The sequence below is a fragment of the Pseudomonas sp. PSB18 genome, assembly GCF_014596565.1.
Lineage (GTDB): Bacteria > Pseudomonadota > Gammaproteobacteria > Pseudomonadales > Pseudomonadaceae > Aquipseudomonas.
In genome coordinates, this window is the sequence record NZ_NOIN01000006.1 from 248,594 (window position 1) to 264,844 (window position 16,251).

The 16,251-nt window shown below is 56.2% G+C and carries 18 protein-coding genes, 1 tRNA gene and 1 pseudogene; 8 read left to right on the forward strand and 12 right to left on the reverse strand.

The window, feature by feature from the left end; genetic code table 11:
• The first annotated feature begins 57 nt into the window (after positions 1–57).
• The 5 genes and pseudogenes from CGA22_RS16355 to CGA22_RS16375 all read left to right on the forward strand — a co-directional run.
• Positions 58–441 (forward strand): winged helix-turn-helix transcriptional regulator, encoded by a 384-nt coding sequence (locus tag CGA22_RS16355; protein ID WP_041024384.1) that lies wholly within the window; start codon positions 58–60, stop codon positions 439–441.
• A gap of 113 nt (positions 442–554) precedes the next feature.
• Positions 555–881, forward strand: a complete 327-nt coding sequence (locus CGA22_RS16360) for a DUF2388 domain-containing protein (RefSeq protein ID WP_041024364.1) — start codon at positions 555–557, stop codon at positions 879–881.
• A 299-nt stretch (positions 882–1,180) separates the two neighbouring features.
• A complete protein-coding gene (locus CGA22_RS16365) occupies positions 1,181–2,680 on the forward strand; it encodes an MBOAT family O-acyltransferase (protein WP_041024365.1) in 1,500 nt (499 codons plus the stop codon).
• A gap of 26 nt (positions 2,681–2,706) precedes the next feature.
• Positions 2,707–3,723: a hypothetical protein gene (locus CGA22_RS16370; protein WP_156996973.1), complete on the forward strand. Its 1,017-nt coding sequence runs from the start codon at positions 2,707–2,709 to the stop codon at positions 3,721–3,723.
• Positions 3,724–4,628: 905 nt separating this feature from the next.
• Positions 4,629–5,017 (forward strand): annotated as a pseudogene (locus tag CGA22_RS16375) (integrase); the annotation flags it as partial.
• A gap of 89 nt (positions 5,018–5,106) precedes the next feature.
• On the opposite strand, the gene CGA22_RS16380 reads toward CGA22_RS16375, so the two are convergent.
• The 9 genes from CGA22_RS16380 to thrS all read right to left on the reverse strand — a co-directional run bounded on the left by CGA22_RS16380 (position 5,107) and on the right by thrS (position 12,573).
• Positions 5,107–5,183 (reverse strand) — tRNA-Pro (locus CGA22_RS16380).
• 90 nt (positions 5,184–5,273) lie between these two features.
• Entirely contained in the window at positions 5,274–5,630 is a 357-nt protein-coding gene (locus CGA22_RS16385; RefSeq protein WP_003179985.1) for a MerR family transcriptional regulator, read from the reverse strand.
• Positions 5,611–5,913: an integration host factor subunit alpha gene (gene ihfA, locus CGA22_RS16390; RefSeq protein WP_002553164.1), complete on the reverse strand. Its 303-nt coding sequence runs from the start codon at positions 5,911–5,913 to the stop codon at positions 5,611–5,613. The genes CGA22_RS16385 and ihfA overlap by 20 nt, the downstream gene beginning before the upstream one ends.
• Positions 5,914–5,916: 3 nt before the next feature.
• Positions 5,917–8,295 carry a phenylalanine--tRNA ligase subunit beta gene (pheT, locus tag CGA22_RS16395; protein WP_041024367.1) on the reverse strand — a complete coding sequence of 793 codons (2,379 nt, stop codon included), beginning with the start codon at positions 8,293–8,295 and terminating at the stop codon, positions 5,917–5,919.
• Between the two features lie 36 nt (positions 8,296–8,331).
• Positions 8,332–9,348 carry a phenylalanine--tRNA ligase subunit alpha gene (gene pheS / locus CGA22_RS16400; RefSeq protein WP_041024368.1) on the reverse strand — a complete coding sequence of 339 codons (1,017 nt, stop codon included), beginning with the start codon at positions 9,346–9,348 and terminating at the stop codon, positions 8,332–8,334.
• Positions 9,349–9,457: 109 nt separating this feature from the next.
• Entirely contained in the window at positions 9,458–9,814 is a 357-nt protein-coding gene (gene rplT, locus CGA22_RS16405; protein WP_041024369.1) for a 50S ribosomal protein L20, read from the reverse strand.
• 30 nt (positions 9,815–9,844) lie between these two features.
• Entirely contained in the window at positions 9,845–10,039 is a 195-nt protein-coding gene (gene rpmI, locus CGA22_RS16410; protein ID WP_002553160.1) for a 50S ribosomal protein L35, read from the reverse strand.
• A 60-nt stretch (positions 10,040–10,099) separates the two neighbouring features.
• On the reverse strand, positions 10,100–10,651 hold the full coding sequence (gene infC / locus CGA22_RS16415; RefSeq protein ID WP_169432615.1) for a translation initiation factor IF-3: 552 nt from the start codon (positions 10,649–10,651) through the stop codon (positions 10,100–10,102).
• On the reverse strand, positions 10,651–12,573 hold the full coding sequence (gene thrS, locus CGA22_RS16420) for a threonine--tRNA ligase (protein WP_024779373.1): 1,923 nt from the start codon (positions 12,571–12,573) through the stop codon (positions 10,651–10,653). The genes infC and thrS overlap by 1 nt, the downstream gene beginning before the upstream one ends.
• Before the next feature lie 495 nt (positions 12,574–13,068).
• Between thrS and CGA22_RS16425 the strand changes: the two genes are divergently transcribed.
• Both CGA22_RS16425 and CGA22_RS16430 read left to right on the forward strand, forming a co-directional pair.
• A complete protein-coding gene (locus CGA22_RS16425; RefSeq protein ID WP_041024370.1) occupies positions 13,069–13,371 on the forward strand; it encodes a hypothetical protein in 303 nt (100 codons plus the stop codon).
• Positions 13,372–13,661: 290 nt separating this feature from the next.
• Positions 13,662–13,874 carry a cold-shock protein gene (locus CGA22_RS16430; RefSeq protein ID WP_003179963.1) on the forward strand — a complete coding sequence of 71 codons (213 nt, stop codon included), beginning with the start codon at positions 13,662–13,664 and terminating at the stop codon, positions 13,872–13,874.
• 68 nt (positions 13,875–13,942) lie between these two features.
• Here CGA22_RS16430 and CGA22_RS16435 read toward each other — a convergent pair whose 3' ends face one another.
• Both CGA22_RS16435 and CGA22_RS16440 read right to left on the reverse strand, forming a co-directional pair.
• Positions 13,943–14,257 carry an I78 family peptidase inhibitor gene (locus CGA22_RS16435; protein ID WP_041024371.1) on the reverse strand — a complete coding sequence of 105 codons (315 nt, stop codon included), beginning with the start codon at positions 14,255–14,257 and terminating at the stop codon, positions 13,943–13,945.
• A gap of 166 nt (positions 14,258–14,423) precedes the next feature.
• Positions 14,424–14,729: a hypothetical protein gene (locus CGA22_RS16440; protein ID WP_041024372.1), complete on the reverse strand. Its 306-nt coding sequence runs from the start codon at positions 14,727–14,729 to the stop codon at positions 14,424–14,426.
• 150 nt (positions 14,730–14,879) lie between these two features.
• On the opposite strand from CGA22_RS16440, the gene CGA22_RS16445 reads away from it, so the two are divergent.
• The gene (locus CGA22_RS16445; RefSeq protein ID WP_041024373.1) at positions 14,880–15,077 is read left to right on the forward strand and encodes a hypothetical protein; all 198 of its coding nucleotides are present in this window, start codon (positions 14,880–14,882) and stop codon (positions 15,075–15,077) included.
• A gap of 126 nt (positions 15,078–15,203) precedes the next feature.
• On the opposite strand, the gene CGA22_RS16450 is transcribed toward CGA22_RS16445, so the two are convergent.
• Positions 15,204–16,232, reverse strand: coding sequence for a nucleoside hydrolase (locus tag CGA22_RS16450; RefSeq protein ID WP_041024374.1), 1,029 nt, complete (start codon positions 16,230–16,232; stop codon positions 15,204–15,206).
• Positions 16,233–16,251 lie beyond the last annotated feature (19 nt).

The window sequence follows — 16,251 nt, forward strand, 5'->3', positions numbered from 1 at the left end:
GGATGCAGCGCTGATAACCTAAGGACAAGTATGCACCTTTTGGTAAGTATGAAAAAAATGACGAAGATAACTGAAATCTGCGACAGCGGTTGCGGGCTCAACGCCACGCTACGCATCATCTCGGGCAAGTGGAAACCGCTGGTCATATTTTTCCTGCGCGGCGGCCCGAAACGCTATGGCGAGCTCAAGCGTTTGATCCCTGGCGTCAGCGACAAGGTCCTGATCCAGCAGTTGAAGGATCTGGAAGCCGATCAGGTGCTTGCACGGACCGACTACAAGGAAGTGCCCCCGCGCGTGGACTACACGCTGACGCCCCTCGGCCATAGTCTGGCTGATGCGATCATCCCGCTGTGCACCTGGGGAAACGAGAACGCGACGCAAATGGCAAGCATCTTCGCTGAGCGCGACGCTTTGCCTGGGGGAATGCAGGCGAATCGCTGAGAGGGACGATTTTGCGCAGGGGCTTAGCTAAACCCGGTCCAGCGCTGGGCTTCTTGGCAAGCGCATTGCTTTGTTATCGTGGCGCCCTCGTATCGCAATGGAAGCAATGAAGAATGGATTCATGGAAGACTTTGGCGGCCATTATGATGGTATCGATCAGCGCGGACGCGATGGCGTGGTATGTCGAGAATCCCATCGAGCGAGCGCTGACAGCCACGACCCTGTTCCCAACGCTGGTGCTAGGAGCAACCACGGCCTTTACGGTCAACGGACCTTCAATAATGAAAAAAGCAAAGAACGATGCGCTGACTTTCATTGGTTCCGATGGACAGATCCGCGGCGCCCAGTTTGAACAGGCATCTCGGTACTATCGCTCGAACTACAATTCTCCCCTCATGTCCGACATGCAGTTGGCTCAGGCGATCGCTACTTCATTCTGAGGTAGGCCTTCATTACGGCGACAAAGAAGGTATCAGCAACCGACTCCCGGGGCCGGTGTTGAGATCTTGAAGAGGAAAATCGAGGGACCTATGGCGCCCTGCCCCAATCAACTTGTTCATATATGCTCCCCACAGCTGTTGTAATACCCCGTTGGCGTAGCCTGCAAGGCCCGCGATGCCGGAACAGTCGCAGCAGTTATAGGCATGTCGGTAATGATCCAAAAAGATCAGCCGTCTATCTGTCTTGGCCCATGCAAGTGACGTAAACTCCGCGTCTCAAAATCAGGACAGCGTGCGTCATGCTTTTCACTTCGTTCGAATTCATATTCGCGTTCCTACCGGTTGCATTTCTGGGTTTTTTTCTGCTCGCACGCTTCTGGGGACGAGAAGCTGCGGCGATATGGTTGGCAGCGGCATCTTTGTTTTTCTACGGATGGTGGAGTACGACCTATATCGCTCTCTTGCTATCTTCCATCCTGTTTAACTACTGCATTGGGTATCTGATCTGCAAAAATCAGGAAGCAAACATACACGTAGCCAAAACAGCCTTATACGTGGGAATAGTCAGCAACCTGGCCTTGCTTTGTTACTACAAGTACACAAATTTTTTCCTTGGAGAAATCAGCAGGCTCACAGGCGTCCATATCCCCTCCTTGAGTTTGATCCTGCCGTTAGGCATTTCTTTCTTCACATTTACACAAATTGCTTTTTTGGTAGACACATGGAAAGGCAAGGCGAAAGAATACAACTTCTCGCATTACATACTATTTGTAACTTGGTTCCCCCACTTGATAGCCGGTCCGATTCTGCATCACGGACAAATGATGCCCCAATTCAAAGACCCGGCAATTTATAAACCCAGCTCCAGAAACATAGCAATAGGGATCGCCTTATTCGCCGTAGGCCTTGGAAAGAAACTTTTACTTGCAGACCCGATTAGCACCTATGCGGATCCACTATTCCACGCAGCGGCTACTGGACAGGCGATCGGAACAATGGTCGCGTGGGCAGGCGCAGTGGCGTACACCCTGCAAATTTATTTCGACTTCTCTGGCTACTCCGACATGGCTGTGGGGCTTTCCTTGCTTTTCGGGATACGCTTACCCATAAACTTTAACTCGCCATACAAAGCCACGAACATAATTGAGTTCTGGCGTCGCTGGCATATGACGCTATCTCAGTTCTTGAGAGACTACCTTTACATCCCATTAGGTGGAAATCGTAAAGGTGAAATTCGGCGCCTCGTGAATTTGTCGCTTACTATGCTACTCGGTGGTCTATGGCACGGCGCGAGTTGGACTTTTATCATTTGGGGCGGGCTCCATGGCGCATACCTGTGTGTTAACCATATCTTCCAAAAACTGCCTCGCTCATACTTATCGGGGTTGATTCCTCGCTTCGCAACCAATGCGATTTGCGTGGCAATGACATTCGCTGCTGTCATTTTCGCGTGGGTTTTCTTTCGCGCGGAAAACGTCCATTCTGCCATCGCGATAGCTCATGCGATGCTAGGTTCTGAACAAGCTGTCTCCTGGGATTCTATTTTCAAAAATCTCAGCTTTATCACCTATGTAAGCTATATCCTCGCGTCGATGTTTATCATTTGGGCGCTACCTAATATCTATGAGGTCATTGATCTGTTAGAAAATCGAGTTGCCGTTAACGATCAAGAAGGCCAGAGAATAAGCTCCACAGTATGCGTAGCTGCGGCGATGACCTGCGTGGCAATTGTGGTGACCAGCCTGCTTTCAACGTTTGGAAGCAACATCATCAGCCCTTTCCTGTATTTTCAATTTTGACTATGAACTTGTATAGAAAATTCGTCTTGACAGCAGCCTTAAGCCTGGCTGCTTGCGTAGTGGCTTATATTGCACTTTTCTTTTACCAGTTCGGAGCTCCAATCGCATCGGGTTATGACGCCGCCAACTGGATAACTTATAAAGAGCTTGTAGGCAATAACACTGAAGGTAAACGCCTGTTGCTGTTTGGAGATTCAAGCACGGTCTTCGGAGTCAATAGCAAAACCCTGTCAGAAAAGCTCGGCGTCCCTGTTGCCAACCTGGCATTGCATGGAGCATTGCCATTAGACGCCATCACGGAATCAGCCATCAAAAATTCTCGCGCAGGCGATACTGTCGTCCTGGCACCTGTGTGGATATATTATCTCAATGATTACAGAGTCCCCAAAGATTGGATTCTGCGAGAAATGGTTGCATGGTATAGCGATTATTTCTATGGCCTTCCTTTAAAAACAAAATTGAAATATATTTCGGCAGTGGATGTCAAAACGCTTTCCGTGAATGTGGATGCAAAATTTCGCAGAGTCGCCATACTGCAAGAATTTCCAAACCGCAGGGCGCTCACAGCCCAAGAAGTTAAAGATCAACACGCTAAAATAGACTGGACCGTCCCGCAACCGTTTTCATACACATTCTTGAACATGAACGAGTATGGCGATATGCAAGGGGCATGTGGTAACCAGCCTGGCGCTACAATAGCCAGCGTTCAACTCGCTCTGGAACCTAAAGTAAACCCTCAAGTCTTGAAGCTTTTGAAACAAACCGCCCAGAGACTTAACGATAAAGGCGTGAATTTTTACATCATGCCGAGTGTCACAGTTGAGGACGAACGCTCTGTGCAGCAGTGGTACCACCTAGCGCTGGGAAGTATCATGGACCAAATCAGAAAAGCGGGAATACCAGCCGTGGGTACGCCAGAGGACTTCTTCTTTCCAAAAACAAGCTTTTATGATACTTCTTTCCATATAAACTGCGAATCAACTCCAGAGCGCACATCAAGAATGTATAACATCCTAAAGGACGTCTTACATAAAGACACATAACCTTCAGTTTATCACTGTCTGTCAGGATCTTTCCGCGCTTGGTATGGGACTTCCAAGCAGCCGTCTTCGCATAACTCACGCATTTCGGCGCTGCCGGCATCGTGGTTGCGTAATAGCGTGTAGCGCCGCCGGTTGGCGCCGGACAGATACGACTGATTCGGATCGCCTTGTTCCAGCAACTGAACCGCCAAGGCCTTTGGCACACATCGATGTAGCCTTCGCCCCCGCCAGTCAGGCCTGCCGCCGTTCTGCAGCTCCATATCTACACGGTTACGGAAAAATGCATTGCCAGTCAGTGCTCGCTGAACGCGGCCTGGTTGGCTCTCGATATCCCCGCACTCTCGAGCAGGTTCCAGCCCGCATTCGCGACTACTTCGAACTGGTGTGACGGACCTTTTCACAAGCCCAATACTGACGAGCCGGGCGACGCGATCATCTGAACAACCAGCGCCACGACAGCCTGTCGTTAACTGCCCCATCCTCTCTATGGACAGCGCATTGGGTATGATCTGAGGCTAAGTCTCGGGCCGCGGATGAGCCCGGTTGCCTATAGGGCTACCCCTTCCGCCGAATGCCGGTTGAGCCCCGGCCAGATCACACCCCGAGGTGGACGAAACTGCGGCCTATAACCGCCTACCTGCATAAGGCATGAAACAGAGCAAAGTGAGCAAGCGAGACAACGCTCGGCTGGTGCTTCAGGTATGGCGACCCCGGCCACTGGATGCCGCCCCGCCGATCCCCACCGAATAATGCCATCCGGAGGCGATGATGAGCGCAGCTTGGAAACTCAGCCAGGAGCGCCTCGACGCTCAGTTGCCTTCTCCAGTGAGCGAGAGCCCACTGGAGGAAGCTCGAGCGGAATAAATCTTCAACGTCGTCGAGCAGCTTGTTCAGTTCGGCAGCGACGTTTTCGTTCTCGCGCGGCCGTAATCAGCCGATGCCGTGATGACATCGCCTCCTTTATCTGGCCCATCGCCGGCCTGATCGCAAGACACAGAAGCAGGCGCAGACAAAGGATCACTGGACCCAGGTCGAGGAGCGATATTTGACGCGTGCGTTCAAGGAAGCCAGGGAAGCGGCGAACTGCTTCGCGGGATGGAAGGAAGAGCAAATGCCGGGTTTCCACGAAGTGCGAGTATCGGCGCGGCACCTATATCAGAAAGTCGGAAAGGACGGGCAGAAAATCGCTGGGCACGCGAGCGAAACCATGACAAAAAACTACCAGCGGGACGATGCGGAAATCGTTTGGTCCGAGGCGATTCCGGACCTGAATATCAGTGAAATCACCGGATAGTTTTACGCGAGTTTTGCGCGATTTTTACGCAGGCACAAAAAAGCCGATCCAGCTGATCGGCTTAAGTGTCTGATTTTACTCAGGAATAATGGTCGGGACGGAGTGATTCGAACACTCGACCCCTAGCACCCCATGCTAGTGCGCTACCGGACTGCGCTACGCCCCGACTAGGCGTGAATCTTGTTCCGCTTCTCAGCGGAACGCTCAGGAATATAACGCAAGCTTTTGAAAACTGGAAGTATTTAAAAGCAGAATTTTATTTCTTGAGCACCACCAGTACATCTTCAAGCTCGGCGATCATCTGGCGGATCATCTGTTTGTACTGGGTGGTATCGTCTTTGGCCTCGTCACCGGAGAGGCGCAGGCGCGCGCCGCCGATGGTGAAGCCCTGGTCGTACAGCAGCGCGCGGATCTGCCGGATCATCAACACGTCTTGTCGTTGATAGTACCGGCGGTTTCCGCGGCGCTTGACCGGGTTGAGTTGAGGAAACTCCTGCTCCCAATAGCGCAGCACGTGTGGTTTTACCGCACACAGCTCGCTGACTTCACCAATGGTGAAGTAGCGTTTGCCCGGGATGACGGGTAGCTCGTCGTTATGACTTGGTTCCAGCATAAGCCTCAACTCGGGCCTTCAACTTCTGCCCTGGACGAAAGGTGACCACACGGCGAGCCGTGATCGGGATTTCTTCTCCCGTTTTCGGATTGCGGCCAGGCCGCTGGCGTTTGTCCCGAAGGTCGAAATTGCCGAAACCGGACAATTTGACCTGTTCGTTGTCTTCGAGAGCGTGCCTGATTTCTTCGAAAAACAGTTCGACCAGTTCTTTGGCCTCCCGTTTATTCAGGCCCAGCTCCTCATACAGACGTTCCGCCATCTCAGCTTTCGTCAGAGCCCCCATACGTCACTTCCTTAACGTGGCGTTCAACCTGTTTTCGAGCGAGGTGAGGATATTCTGCGTTGCGGTATTCACCTCATCGTCATTAAGAGTGCGCGATGGATGCTGCCAGGTCAAGCCGACTGCAAGGCTTTTTCTATGCGGATCAATGCCTTTACCCTGATACACGTCAAATAGCCTGAGGTCCGTCAGCCATTCACCTGCATTTTCACGGATTACGTCCAGCACAGCGCTGGAAGCAACGTCGCGGTCAGCCAGCAACGCCAGGTCACGGCGCACTTCAGGAAAGCGCGATAACTCCTGGAATTTCGGCATTTTCCCCAGTGCCACTTCGGCCAGAACCAGTTCGAAGACGAACACCGGACGATCGAGGCCCAGGGTTTTCGACAGTTCAGGGTGAATGGCGCCGACATAGCCGACTTCACGCCCCTCTCGCTCGATGCGCGCTGTCTGACCCGGATGCAGGGCTGGATGCTTGCCCGGCACGAAGGTGAATGCATCAAGCGCACCGGCGAAGCCGAGTAACGCTTCCACATCAGCCTTGACGTCGAAGAAGTCGACGACATCGCGACCCTGCGCCCAGCCTTCCGGCAGACGACTGCCGCAGACGACACCGGCGAGCATCGGCTCCTGCTTCAAGCCATCCAGTTGGCCGACGAAGCGCAGACCGCTTTCGAACAGGCGCACGCGATCCTGCTGACGGTTCAAGTTGTGTTGCAGCGACTTGACCAGGCCAGGCCACAGGGACGAGCGCATGGCCGCCATGTCGTTGGAGATCGGATTGGCCAGCAACAGCGGCTCGACACCCGGATTGAACAGTTCGAACTGGCGCGGATCGATGAAGCTGTAGGTGATCGCTTCCTGATACCCGCGAGCCACCAGCAGGCGGCGCAGTTCCGGCAGGTCGCTGCGGGCTTCAGCCTTGGCCTGGGGAGCCAGGCGAGCCTGCGGGTAGCGAACCGGCAGACGGTTGTAGCCGTACAGGCGCGCCAGCTCTTCGATCAGGTCGACTTCCAGGCTGATGTCGAAACGATGACTTGGCACTTCGACGCGCCATTGCCCTGCTCCATCGGCACTGATGTTCAGGCCCAGGGCGCTGAGCAGACGCTCGACTTCGGCGGCGTCCATGTCCATGCCCAGCATCTGGGAAATGCGTTGGGCACGCAGAGTGACCGGTGCAATCTTGGGCAGGTGCTGTTCGCTGACGGTTTCGATGATCGGGCCGGCTTCGCCGCCAGTGATTTCCAGCAGCAGGCCAGTGGCACGCTCCATGGCTTCACGGGCCAGTTGCCAGTCCACGCCACGCTCGTAGCGGTGCGAGGCATCGGTGTGCAGGCCATAGGAACGGGCCTTGCCGGCAACGGCGATCTGATCGAAGAACGCGCTTTCGAGGAATACGTCGCGAGTCGACGTGGAAACACCGCTGTGCTCACCGCCCATCACGCCGGCAATGGCCAGGGCGCGGGAGTGGTCGGCAATCACCAGGGTATCGCTGCGCAGGGTGACTTCCTGGCCGTCGAGCAGGACCAGCTTCTCGCCCTCCTCGGCCATGCGCACGCGGATGCCGCCATTGATTTCGGCGAGATCGAACGCGTGCAGGGGTTGACCCAGCTCCAGCATCACGTAGTTGGTGATGTCGACGGCAGCGTCGATGCTGCGCACGTCGGCGCGGCGCAGGCGCTCGACCATCCACAACGGTGTCGGCTTCGACAGGTCGACGTTACGGATCACCCGGCCCAGGTAACGCGGGCACGCGGTGGGTGCCAGGACCTCGACCGAACGCACTTCGTCATGCGCTGCCGGAACCGGCGCGACCGTCGGGCGCGTCACCGGGGTGTCGTACAAGGCGCCCACTTCCCGGGCCAGACCGGCCAGGGACAGGCAGTCGCCACGGTTCGGCGTCAGGTCGACCTCGATGCTGGCATCGTCCAGGCCCAGGTATTCACGAATGTCCTGGCCCACCGGCGCATCGGCCGGGAGTTCCATCAAGCCATCGTTGCCTTCGCCGATCTGCAGTTCGGCCTGGGAGCACAACATGCCGTTGGACTCGACGCCACGCAGCTTGGCCTTCTTGATCTTGAAGTCGCCCGGCAGCTCGGCGCCGATCATCGCGAACGGGATCTTCAGGCCCGGGCGCACGTTTGGCGCGCCGCAGACCACCTGAAAGGTTTCCCCGCCATTGCTGACCTGGCAAACCCGCAATTTGTCAGCGTCCGGGTGTTGTTCGGTGCTCAGCACCTCACCCACCACCACGCCGCTGAATTCACCGGCGGCCAGCGTCACGCTATCGACCTCAAGACCGGCCATCGACAGGCGAGCAACCAGCTCGTCCCGGCTTACCTGCGGGCTAACCCAGCCGCGCAGCCATTGTTCACTGAATTTCATCCTGCTCTCCTAATAGATTCGTTACGGACCCGCGACCTAGCGAAATTGCGCAAGGAACCGCAAGTCGTTGTCGAAGAACAGGCGCAAGTCATTCACACCGTAACGCAGCATGGCCAGACGCTCGACGCCCATGCCGAAAGCAAACCCCGAGAACTCTTCCGGATCGATCCCGGACATGCGCAGCACGTTCGGGTGAACCATGCCGCAGCCCATGACTTCCAGCCAGCCGGTCTGCTTGCAGACCCGGCAGCCCTTGCCGCTGCACATCACGCATTCCATGTCGACTTCAGCCGATGGCTCGGTGAACGGGAAGTACGAAGGGCGGAAACGCACGGCCAGCTCTTTCTCGAAGAACACCCGCAGGAACTCTTCGATGGTGCCTTTGAGGTCGGCGAAATTGATGTCGCGATCGACCAGCAGGCCTTCGACCTGGTGGAACATCGGCGAGTGGGTGATATCCGAGTCGCTACGGTACACACGGCCTGGGCAGACGATGCGGATCGGCGGCTTTTTCGATTCCATGGTGCGGACCTGTACCGGCGAGGTATGGGTGCGCAGCAGCATGTTCGCGTTGAAATAGAAAGTGTCGTGCATCGACCGGGCCGGGTGATGGCCTGGGATGTTGAGCGCTTCGAAGTTGTGGTAGTCGTCTTCGACCTCAGGGCCCTCGGCGATGCCGTAGCCGATGCGGGTGAAGAACTGCTCGACGCGTTCCAGGGTCCGGGTCACCGGATGCAGGCCGCCGGAGGTCTGGCCGCGGCCAGGCAGGGTCACGTCGATGGACTCGGCAGCGAGCTTGGCAGCCAGGTCCGCCTCCTCGAACAACGCCTTGCGCGCATTGAGGACTTCTGTGACACGTTCCTTGGCGACGTTGATCAGCGCACCGACCTGCGGACGCTCTTCGGCCGGCAGGTTCCCCAGGGTCTTCATCACCTGAGTCAACTCGCCTTTCTTGCCAAGGTACTGAACCCGGATTTGCTCCAGGGCATTGATATCTTCAGCGCTTTGCACAGCCTCTAGTGCTTGAGAGACCAGCGCATCCAGGTTTTCCATGTACAGACTCCAGATACAAAATAGGGGAAGAGCTTTAAGGCTCTTCCCCTATTTATGACGTTTAACACCTGAGCCCACAGAGGTGGACCCCGGTGACTGCCGGGGGTACTTAAGCCAAGGTGGCTTTAGCTTTCTCGACAATCGCAGCAAACGCCGCTTTTTCGTTCACTGCCAGATCAGCCAGAACCTTACGGTCGATCTCGATGGACGCCTTTTTCAGGCCAGCGATCAAACGGCTGTAGGACAGACCGTTGATACGAGCACCAGCATTGATACGAGCGATCCACAGAGCGCGGAACTGACGTTTTTTCTGACGACGGTCACGGTAGGCGTATTGGCCTGCCTTGATTACGGCTTGCTTGGCAACACGGAATACGCGGGAACGCGCACCGTAGTAGCCTTTAGCAAGTTTCATAATTTTCTTGTGACGCTTACGGGCAATGACGCCACGCTTTACACGAGCCATGAGTTACTTCCTCTATTCTTGATCCAAAAATTAACGAAGGCGCAGCATGCGCTCGACTTTTGCCACGTCAGACGGATGCAGCAAGCTGCTACCGCGCAGTTGACGCTTACGCTTGGTCGACATTTTGGTCAGGATGTGGCTCTTGAAAGCGTGCTTGTGCTTGATGCCGTTAGCAGTTTTCAGAAACCGCTTAGCAGCACCACTTTTGGTTTTCATCTTTGGCATGTTCGGATACTCCGCATTCAGTTGATAAACATAATCGCAAGGCCTGCCGTGCCCTGGTGATTACTTCTTCTTTTTCGGGGCGATGACCATGATCAGCTGGCGTCCTTCCATCTTAGGATGCTGTTCGACCGAACCGTACTCGAGCAGGTCTTGTTCAACCCGCTTGAGGAGTTCCATCCCCAGCTCCTGGTGGGCCATCTCACGGCCGCGGAATCGCAAGGATACCTTGGCCCTGTCCCCGTCACTCAGGAAACGTACCAGGTTGCGCAGTTTTACCTGGTAATCCCCTTCCTCCGTCCCTGGACGAAACTTGATTTCTTTTACCTGAATCTGCTTCTGGTTTTTCTTCGCCGCAGCAATCTGTTTCTTCTTCTCGAAGATCGACTTGCCGTAGTCCATCACCCGGCAAACAGGTGGGACTGCGTCTGCGGAAATTTCCACCAGATCAAGCTTGGCTTCTTCAGCAATACGAAGCGCTTCATCAATCGAGACGATGCCAATCTGCTCGCCGTCAGCGCCAATTAACCGAACCTCGCGTGCCGAGATATTCTCGTTGATCGGGGCCTTCGGTGCAGCTCGTTTATCTTGTCTCATTTCACGCTTAATAATAATTACTCCGAATCTGGGCGACCACGCCGGGAAACCGCTTGCGCGAGGAACTCGGCGAATTCGGCGACGGGCATCGAGCCCAGGTCAGCACCTTCACGAGTACGCACAGCGACAGTCTGCATCTCGACCTCCCGATCTCCAATAACCAAGAGAAAGGGAACCTTGAGCAAAGTATGCTCGCGGATTTTAAAGCCGATCTTTTCATTTCTCAAGTCAGACTTGGCACGAAATCCGCTTTGGTTGAGAGTTTTTTCGACCTCGGCGGCAAAATCTGCCTGTTTATCAGTGATATTCATGATCACTGCCTGGGTCGGCGCCAGCCACGCAGGGAACGCGCCCTCGTAATGCTCGATCAGGATCCCGACGAAACGCTCGAAGGAACCGAGGATCGCACGGTGAAGCATGACCGGGTGCTTGCGACTGTTGTCTTCGGACACGTATTCGGCGCCCAGACGGATCGGCAGGTTGAAATCGAGCTGCAAGGTACCACATTGCCAGACGCGACCCAGACAATCTTTCAGGGAGAATTCGATCTTCGGACCGTAGAAAGCCCCTTCCCCCGGCTGCAGGTCGTACGCAAGGCCCGCGCTATCGAGGGCGGCCGCCAGGGCGGCTTCGGCGCGATCCCACAGCTCGTCGGAGCCCACGCGTTTTTCCGGACGAGTGGACAGCTTCATCTCGACTTCGGTGAAGCCGAAGTCGCGGTAGACGTCCATGGTCAGCTTGATGAACGCGGCGGATTCAGCCTGCATCTGCTCTTCGGTGCAGAAGATGTGCGCATCGTCCTGGGTAAATGCACGCACGCGCATGATGCCGTGCAACGCACCCGACGGCTCGTTACGGTGGCACGCACCGAACTCGGCCAGACGCATCGGCAGCTCGCGGTAGCTCTTCAGGCCCTGGTTGAACACCTGCACGTGGCATGGGCAGTTCATCGGCTTGATGGCGTAGTCGCGGTTTTCCGACTGGGTGGTGAACATATTGTCCGCGTAGTTGGCCCAGTGCCCGGATTTCTCCCACAGGCTACGGTCCACCACTTGCGGCGTCTTGATCTCCAGGTAGCCGTTTTCACGCTGGACCTGACGCATGTACTGCTCGAGCACCTGGTACATCGTCCAGCCGTTAGGGTGCCAGAACACCATGCCCGGGGATTCTTCCTGGGTGTGGAACAGGCCCAGGCGCTTGCCGATCTTGCGGTGATCGCGCTTCTCGGCTTCCTCGATGCGCTGGATGTAGGCCGCCAGCTGTTTCTTGTCAGCCCAGGCAGTGCCGTAGACGCGCTGCAACTGCTCGTTCTTCGCGTCGCCACGCCAGTAGGCGCCGGACAGCTTGGTCAGCTTGAAGGACTTCAGGAAACGGGTGTTCGGCACGTGCGGACCGCGGCACATGTCGACGTATTCTTCGTGGTAGTACAGGCCCATGGCCTGCTCGTCCGGCATGTCTTCCACCAGACGCAGCTTGTAGTCCTCGCCACGGGCCTTGAAGACTTCGATGACTTCGGCGCGCGGGGTGACCTTCTTGATGACGTCGTAGTCTTTCTCGATCAGCTGCTGCATACGCTGCTCGATAGCGGCCATGTCGTCCGGGGTAAAAGGACGCTCGAAGGCGATGTCGTAATAGAAGCCTTCGTCGATGACCGGCCCGATGACCATCTTCGCGCTCGGGTACAACTGCTTGACCGCATGGCCGACCAGGTGCGCGCAGGAGTGGCGAATGATCTCCAGTCCCTCTTCATCCTTGGGGGTGATGATTTGCAGCGTGGCATCGCTGTCGATGACATCGCTGGCATCAACCAGTTTGCCGTTGACCTTGCCGGCCAGGGTGGCCTTGGCCAGGCCTGCACCGATGGATGCGGCGACCTCGGCTACGGATACCGGATGATCGAATGAACGTTGACTGCCGTCGGGAAGAGTAATAGTTGGCATGGCGCCTCCTCTCCTAGTGGTGACCCCTACCAAAGGTCACGTGGGTTGGGATGAGCCAGTACAAGATCCAGTCCAGGCCATTCAATCATGAACGCCTGCCTTACAGCGGCAGGAGCCTTGCGGCCAACCGGGAAACCGAACCAGAGTGACTGGGATTCAAATCAGGGTTATTCGAACATTTGCCGCGGCCGGGACCTGTCGTCATCCGGTGCCTGAAAATACCCGAGCCCGGCATGCTAGCACAGATGAACGGTCATCGCCGTGCTCGAATTGCAACCTGTGGGAGCAAAGCTTGCTCGCGATCAGGTATAACAGCCGACCACAATGTTTCAGGCCCGCCCGCCCTACTATCGTGAGCATCGCGAGCAAGCTTTGCTCCCACAGGCCCTGCTCGGCAACAAGCGTAAACCCCTGGTTTTTATGCCAGAGTGCTGAACTGAAACGCCCCGCAATACCTCTGATAACAAGACATCGACCCAAAAGGAGCATCCCAGCATGCGTCTGAACACGTTATTGGCAGCAGTCGCCCCCTTCGCCCTGCTGCTCCCGCTGACCGCCCACGCCGACTGGCCAAAAGGCGAGCGTGACAAATACATGGCCCAGTGCACTCAGGCGGCCACCCCCCAGATCGGCGCGGCAGCAGCCAAGTCCCACTGCGCCTGTGGTGCCGATGCGATCAAGTCCTACCCGGCCGCCGACATCCAGGCCCTGATGGATAACAAGGCGCCTGTGGAACTGCAGCAGAAAGCACTCGGACAGATCGCCAAATGCAAGGCCGATCCCTCGAAGAAAAAATGAGCAGACAGGCCTTTCAAGACCGTCCTGAGCCCATGAAAAACCCCGAATTTGCCTTTTTTCAGACGAATTTTGCAGGTTTTACAGCTTTTTTTATCGCCTTTACTTTTGGCTGAAAGCCTTTAAAACCGGGGCTTTCAGCGGGTCAAGGCAGTAAAGAAAGGACGACTGTTCGGCAAACAGCACGTCCGGGGGGCTCCCAAATCGAACATTTCGACTATGATACCCAGGTGTGCCCAGTTGGCCTGAGCAGCACAGCACTACTGAAAATATATGTTTCTTGGAGATACACCATGTCTAATCGCCAAACCGGCACCGTTAAATGGTTCAACGATGAAAAAGGCTTCGGCTTCATCACTCCTCAAGGTGGCGGTGACGACCTGTTCGTACACTTCAAAGCTATCGAAAGCGACGGTTTCAAAAGCCTGAAAGAAGGCCAAACCGTTTCCTTCGTGGCTGAGAAAGGCCAAAAGGGTATGCAAGCTGCACAAGTTCGCCCAGAGTAATTTCTCGGCGCGCTAAAAAAACCCCGTCCATGTGACGGGGTTTTTTATGGGCGGTTGAAAACAACGGCTCAGCCGCAGTTCACCCGATTGACCACAAGGTTGGCATCGGTATTGAGATTCAGGCGATCGGAGCGGTACTCAAGCGTCACCATGTCGTTGGGCTTGAGGATCCGGGCAATCTGCGCGCCGGAACGGGTGCGGGCCTGTTCCAGCAATTGCGGCGAGGCCTGTTTGCCGATGGCAAACTCGGCGGCCTTCGCTTCGCAGCGGTCGTAATGGGTCTCGGCGGCAACCGGATCAGGGGACGATTCAGCGCTGCTGCTACAACCGTGCAAGAACCCGGCGGCCAGCAAAATACTCAATGACGCGAGCTTCCAAGGCATGAAGCCTCCTTTCGTTGATCAATAAACAGAGAGCGTGCGACAACCCAAACGAAGCTTGGTTTCAGTAGAAGGGCCACCGCCCCGCTCCTCTACCTGGAAAACCGGCAGTTTGCCTGAGCCCGACACCGCTGGTCAGACATGAATCGTGACTGGATATGTTCGACGCTCAATAAACGTCAATGTAGTCGAAGGGTGGATTCGGCCAGTTGTCTTTCAGGGCGTTGTAGATCTGCATGACCCAGACCTCATCACTGGCAGCGACCCGTCCGACATACCCCGACCCCTTCGCCCACGTTTCGAGACGAAACAGCAAGCCATCGATATCGGCACCACCTACCACGCCTGAAGACAGATAGGCGATACCGCCCTTGGTCACGCGCAATTGGGTGTGTTCGTCATCGCTGGCCGATGCCAGCAACTGGCGAACGGCGTCGAGGGTCAGCCCTTCAGGCGCGTTCAAATCGATCTGCACGGCAGGGGCTCCTTGAGCAATCAAAAAAACAAGTGTCGCACAGCCCTCCCCTGATGCCTAAGTCGCAGTGCCAAACCCAGGGCAAAAGTGGTTAACTCAACCTAGCCTCTGTACGAAAAGCCTAAGACCTCCCAACCCGCGAGTCCTGCCATGAGCATCATCAGCATCGAAGCCACCATCAATGCCAAATGGTCGGAGGGCCACAGCTCCTATAGCCCTGGCAGCCCCGAGGAACTGGCAATCATCGGTATAGAGCTTTTGGTGAAGGAACTGGGGACGGAGGTTGCCCGGAACTTCATCCAGCAGGCATTCGAACGCTACCCGAGCGTCATCGACGCCGTGAAGTGAGGCAACACCTGGAACCGGTGGGAGCCGAGCTTGCTCGCGATGGCGGCGGACCAGCCAACATTTATTGTCGACTGAAGATCCTATCGCGAGCAGGCTCGCTCCCACAGGCCTTGTGCTTGGGGCGGATTACTTGAGACGTGCCAGACGCTCGGTCAACAGGTCAAAGAAGCCCTGGGCATCGCCGTTTTCCACCCAGAATGCATTCTTGGGCGCCTTCAGGCCGTCGTACCAGTCCACGATGGTCTGCCCGAAGGTCGGACCCTCGCGACTGTCCACCACGACGTTGACCGAGCGACCGGTGAACAACTGCGGCTTGAGCAGGTAGGCAATCACCGTAGCGTCATGCACCGGCCCGCCCGACATACCGTAGTGCTCCATGTCGCCCTTGACGTACTCATTGAGGATATCGCCGACCAGCTTGCTGGCATTGTTGTTCACGGCCGCGATCTGCTTGAGGCGAGCTTCGCTGGTGAGGATCTTGTGGGTCACGTCCAGCGGCAGGTAGGTCAGCTTCACGCCGCTTTTGGCGACTACCTCGGCTGCCTGCGGGTCGGCGAACAGATTGAATTCAGCCACCGGCGTGATGTTCCCGCCATTGAAGTGCGCACCGCCCATGACCACCACTTCCTTGATGCCCTGGACGATGTCCGGCTCCTGGATCAGCGCCAGGGCCAGGTTGGTCTGTGGGCCGAGCATGGCAATGGTGATGCTGTGGGGTTTGGCCGCCTTGAGGGTGTCGATCAGATAGTTGACGGCATTGCCCTTGGCCAGCCCCTTTTTCGGCTCATGAACGGTGACACCCGACAGGCCTTCCTTGCCATGGATGTTTTCCGCGTAGATCGGGGTGCGCATCATCGGCTTCGGCGCACCGGCGTACACCGGCACCTCTTCGCGCCCTGCCCATTCCCGGGCCAGGCGAGCATTGCGGGAGGTCTTGTCCAGGCGCACGTTGCCCGCAACGGTGGTCAGCGCACGGATCTGCAGTTCTTCGGGAGAGGCCAGGGCGAACAGCAAGGCGACCACGTCGTCGGCCCCGGGATCGGTGTCGATGATCAGATCGATTTTTTCCGCCGCCTGGGCGCTCGTAGCGGTGATCAGTGACAACAGCAGCAGACTCCGGAACAGTTGATGCATTTTCTGAGCATAGCGGTGCATGGTGCACTCCTTGTGCGGG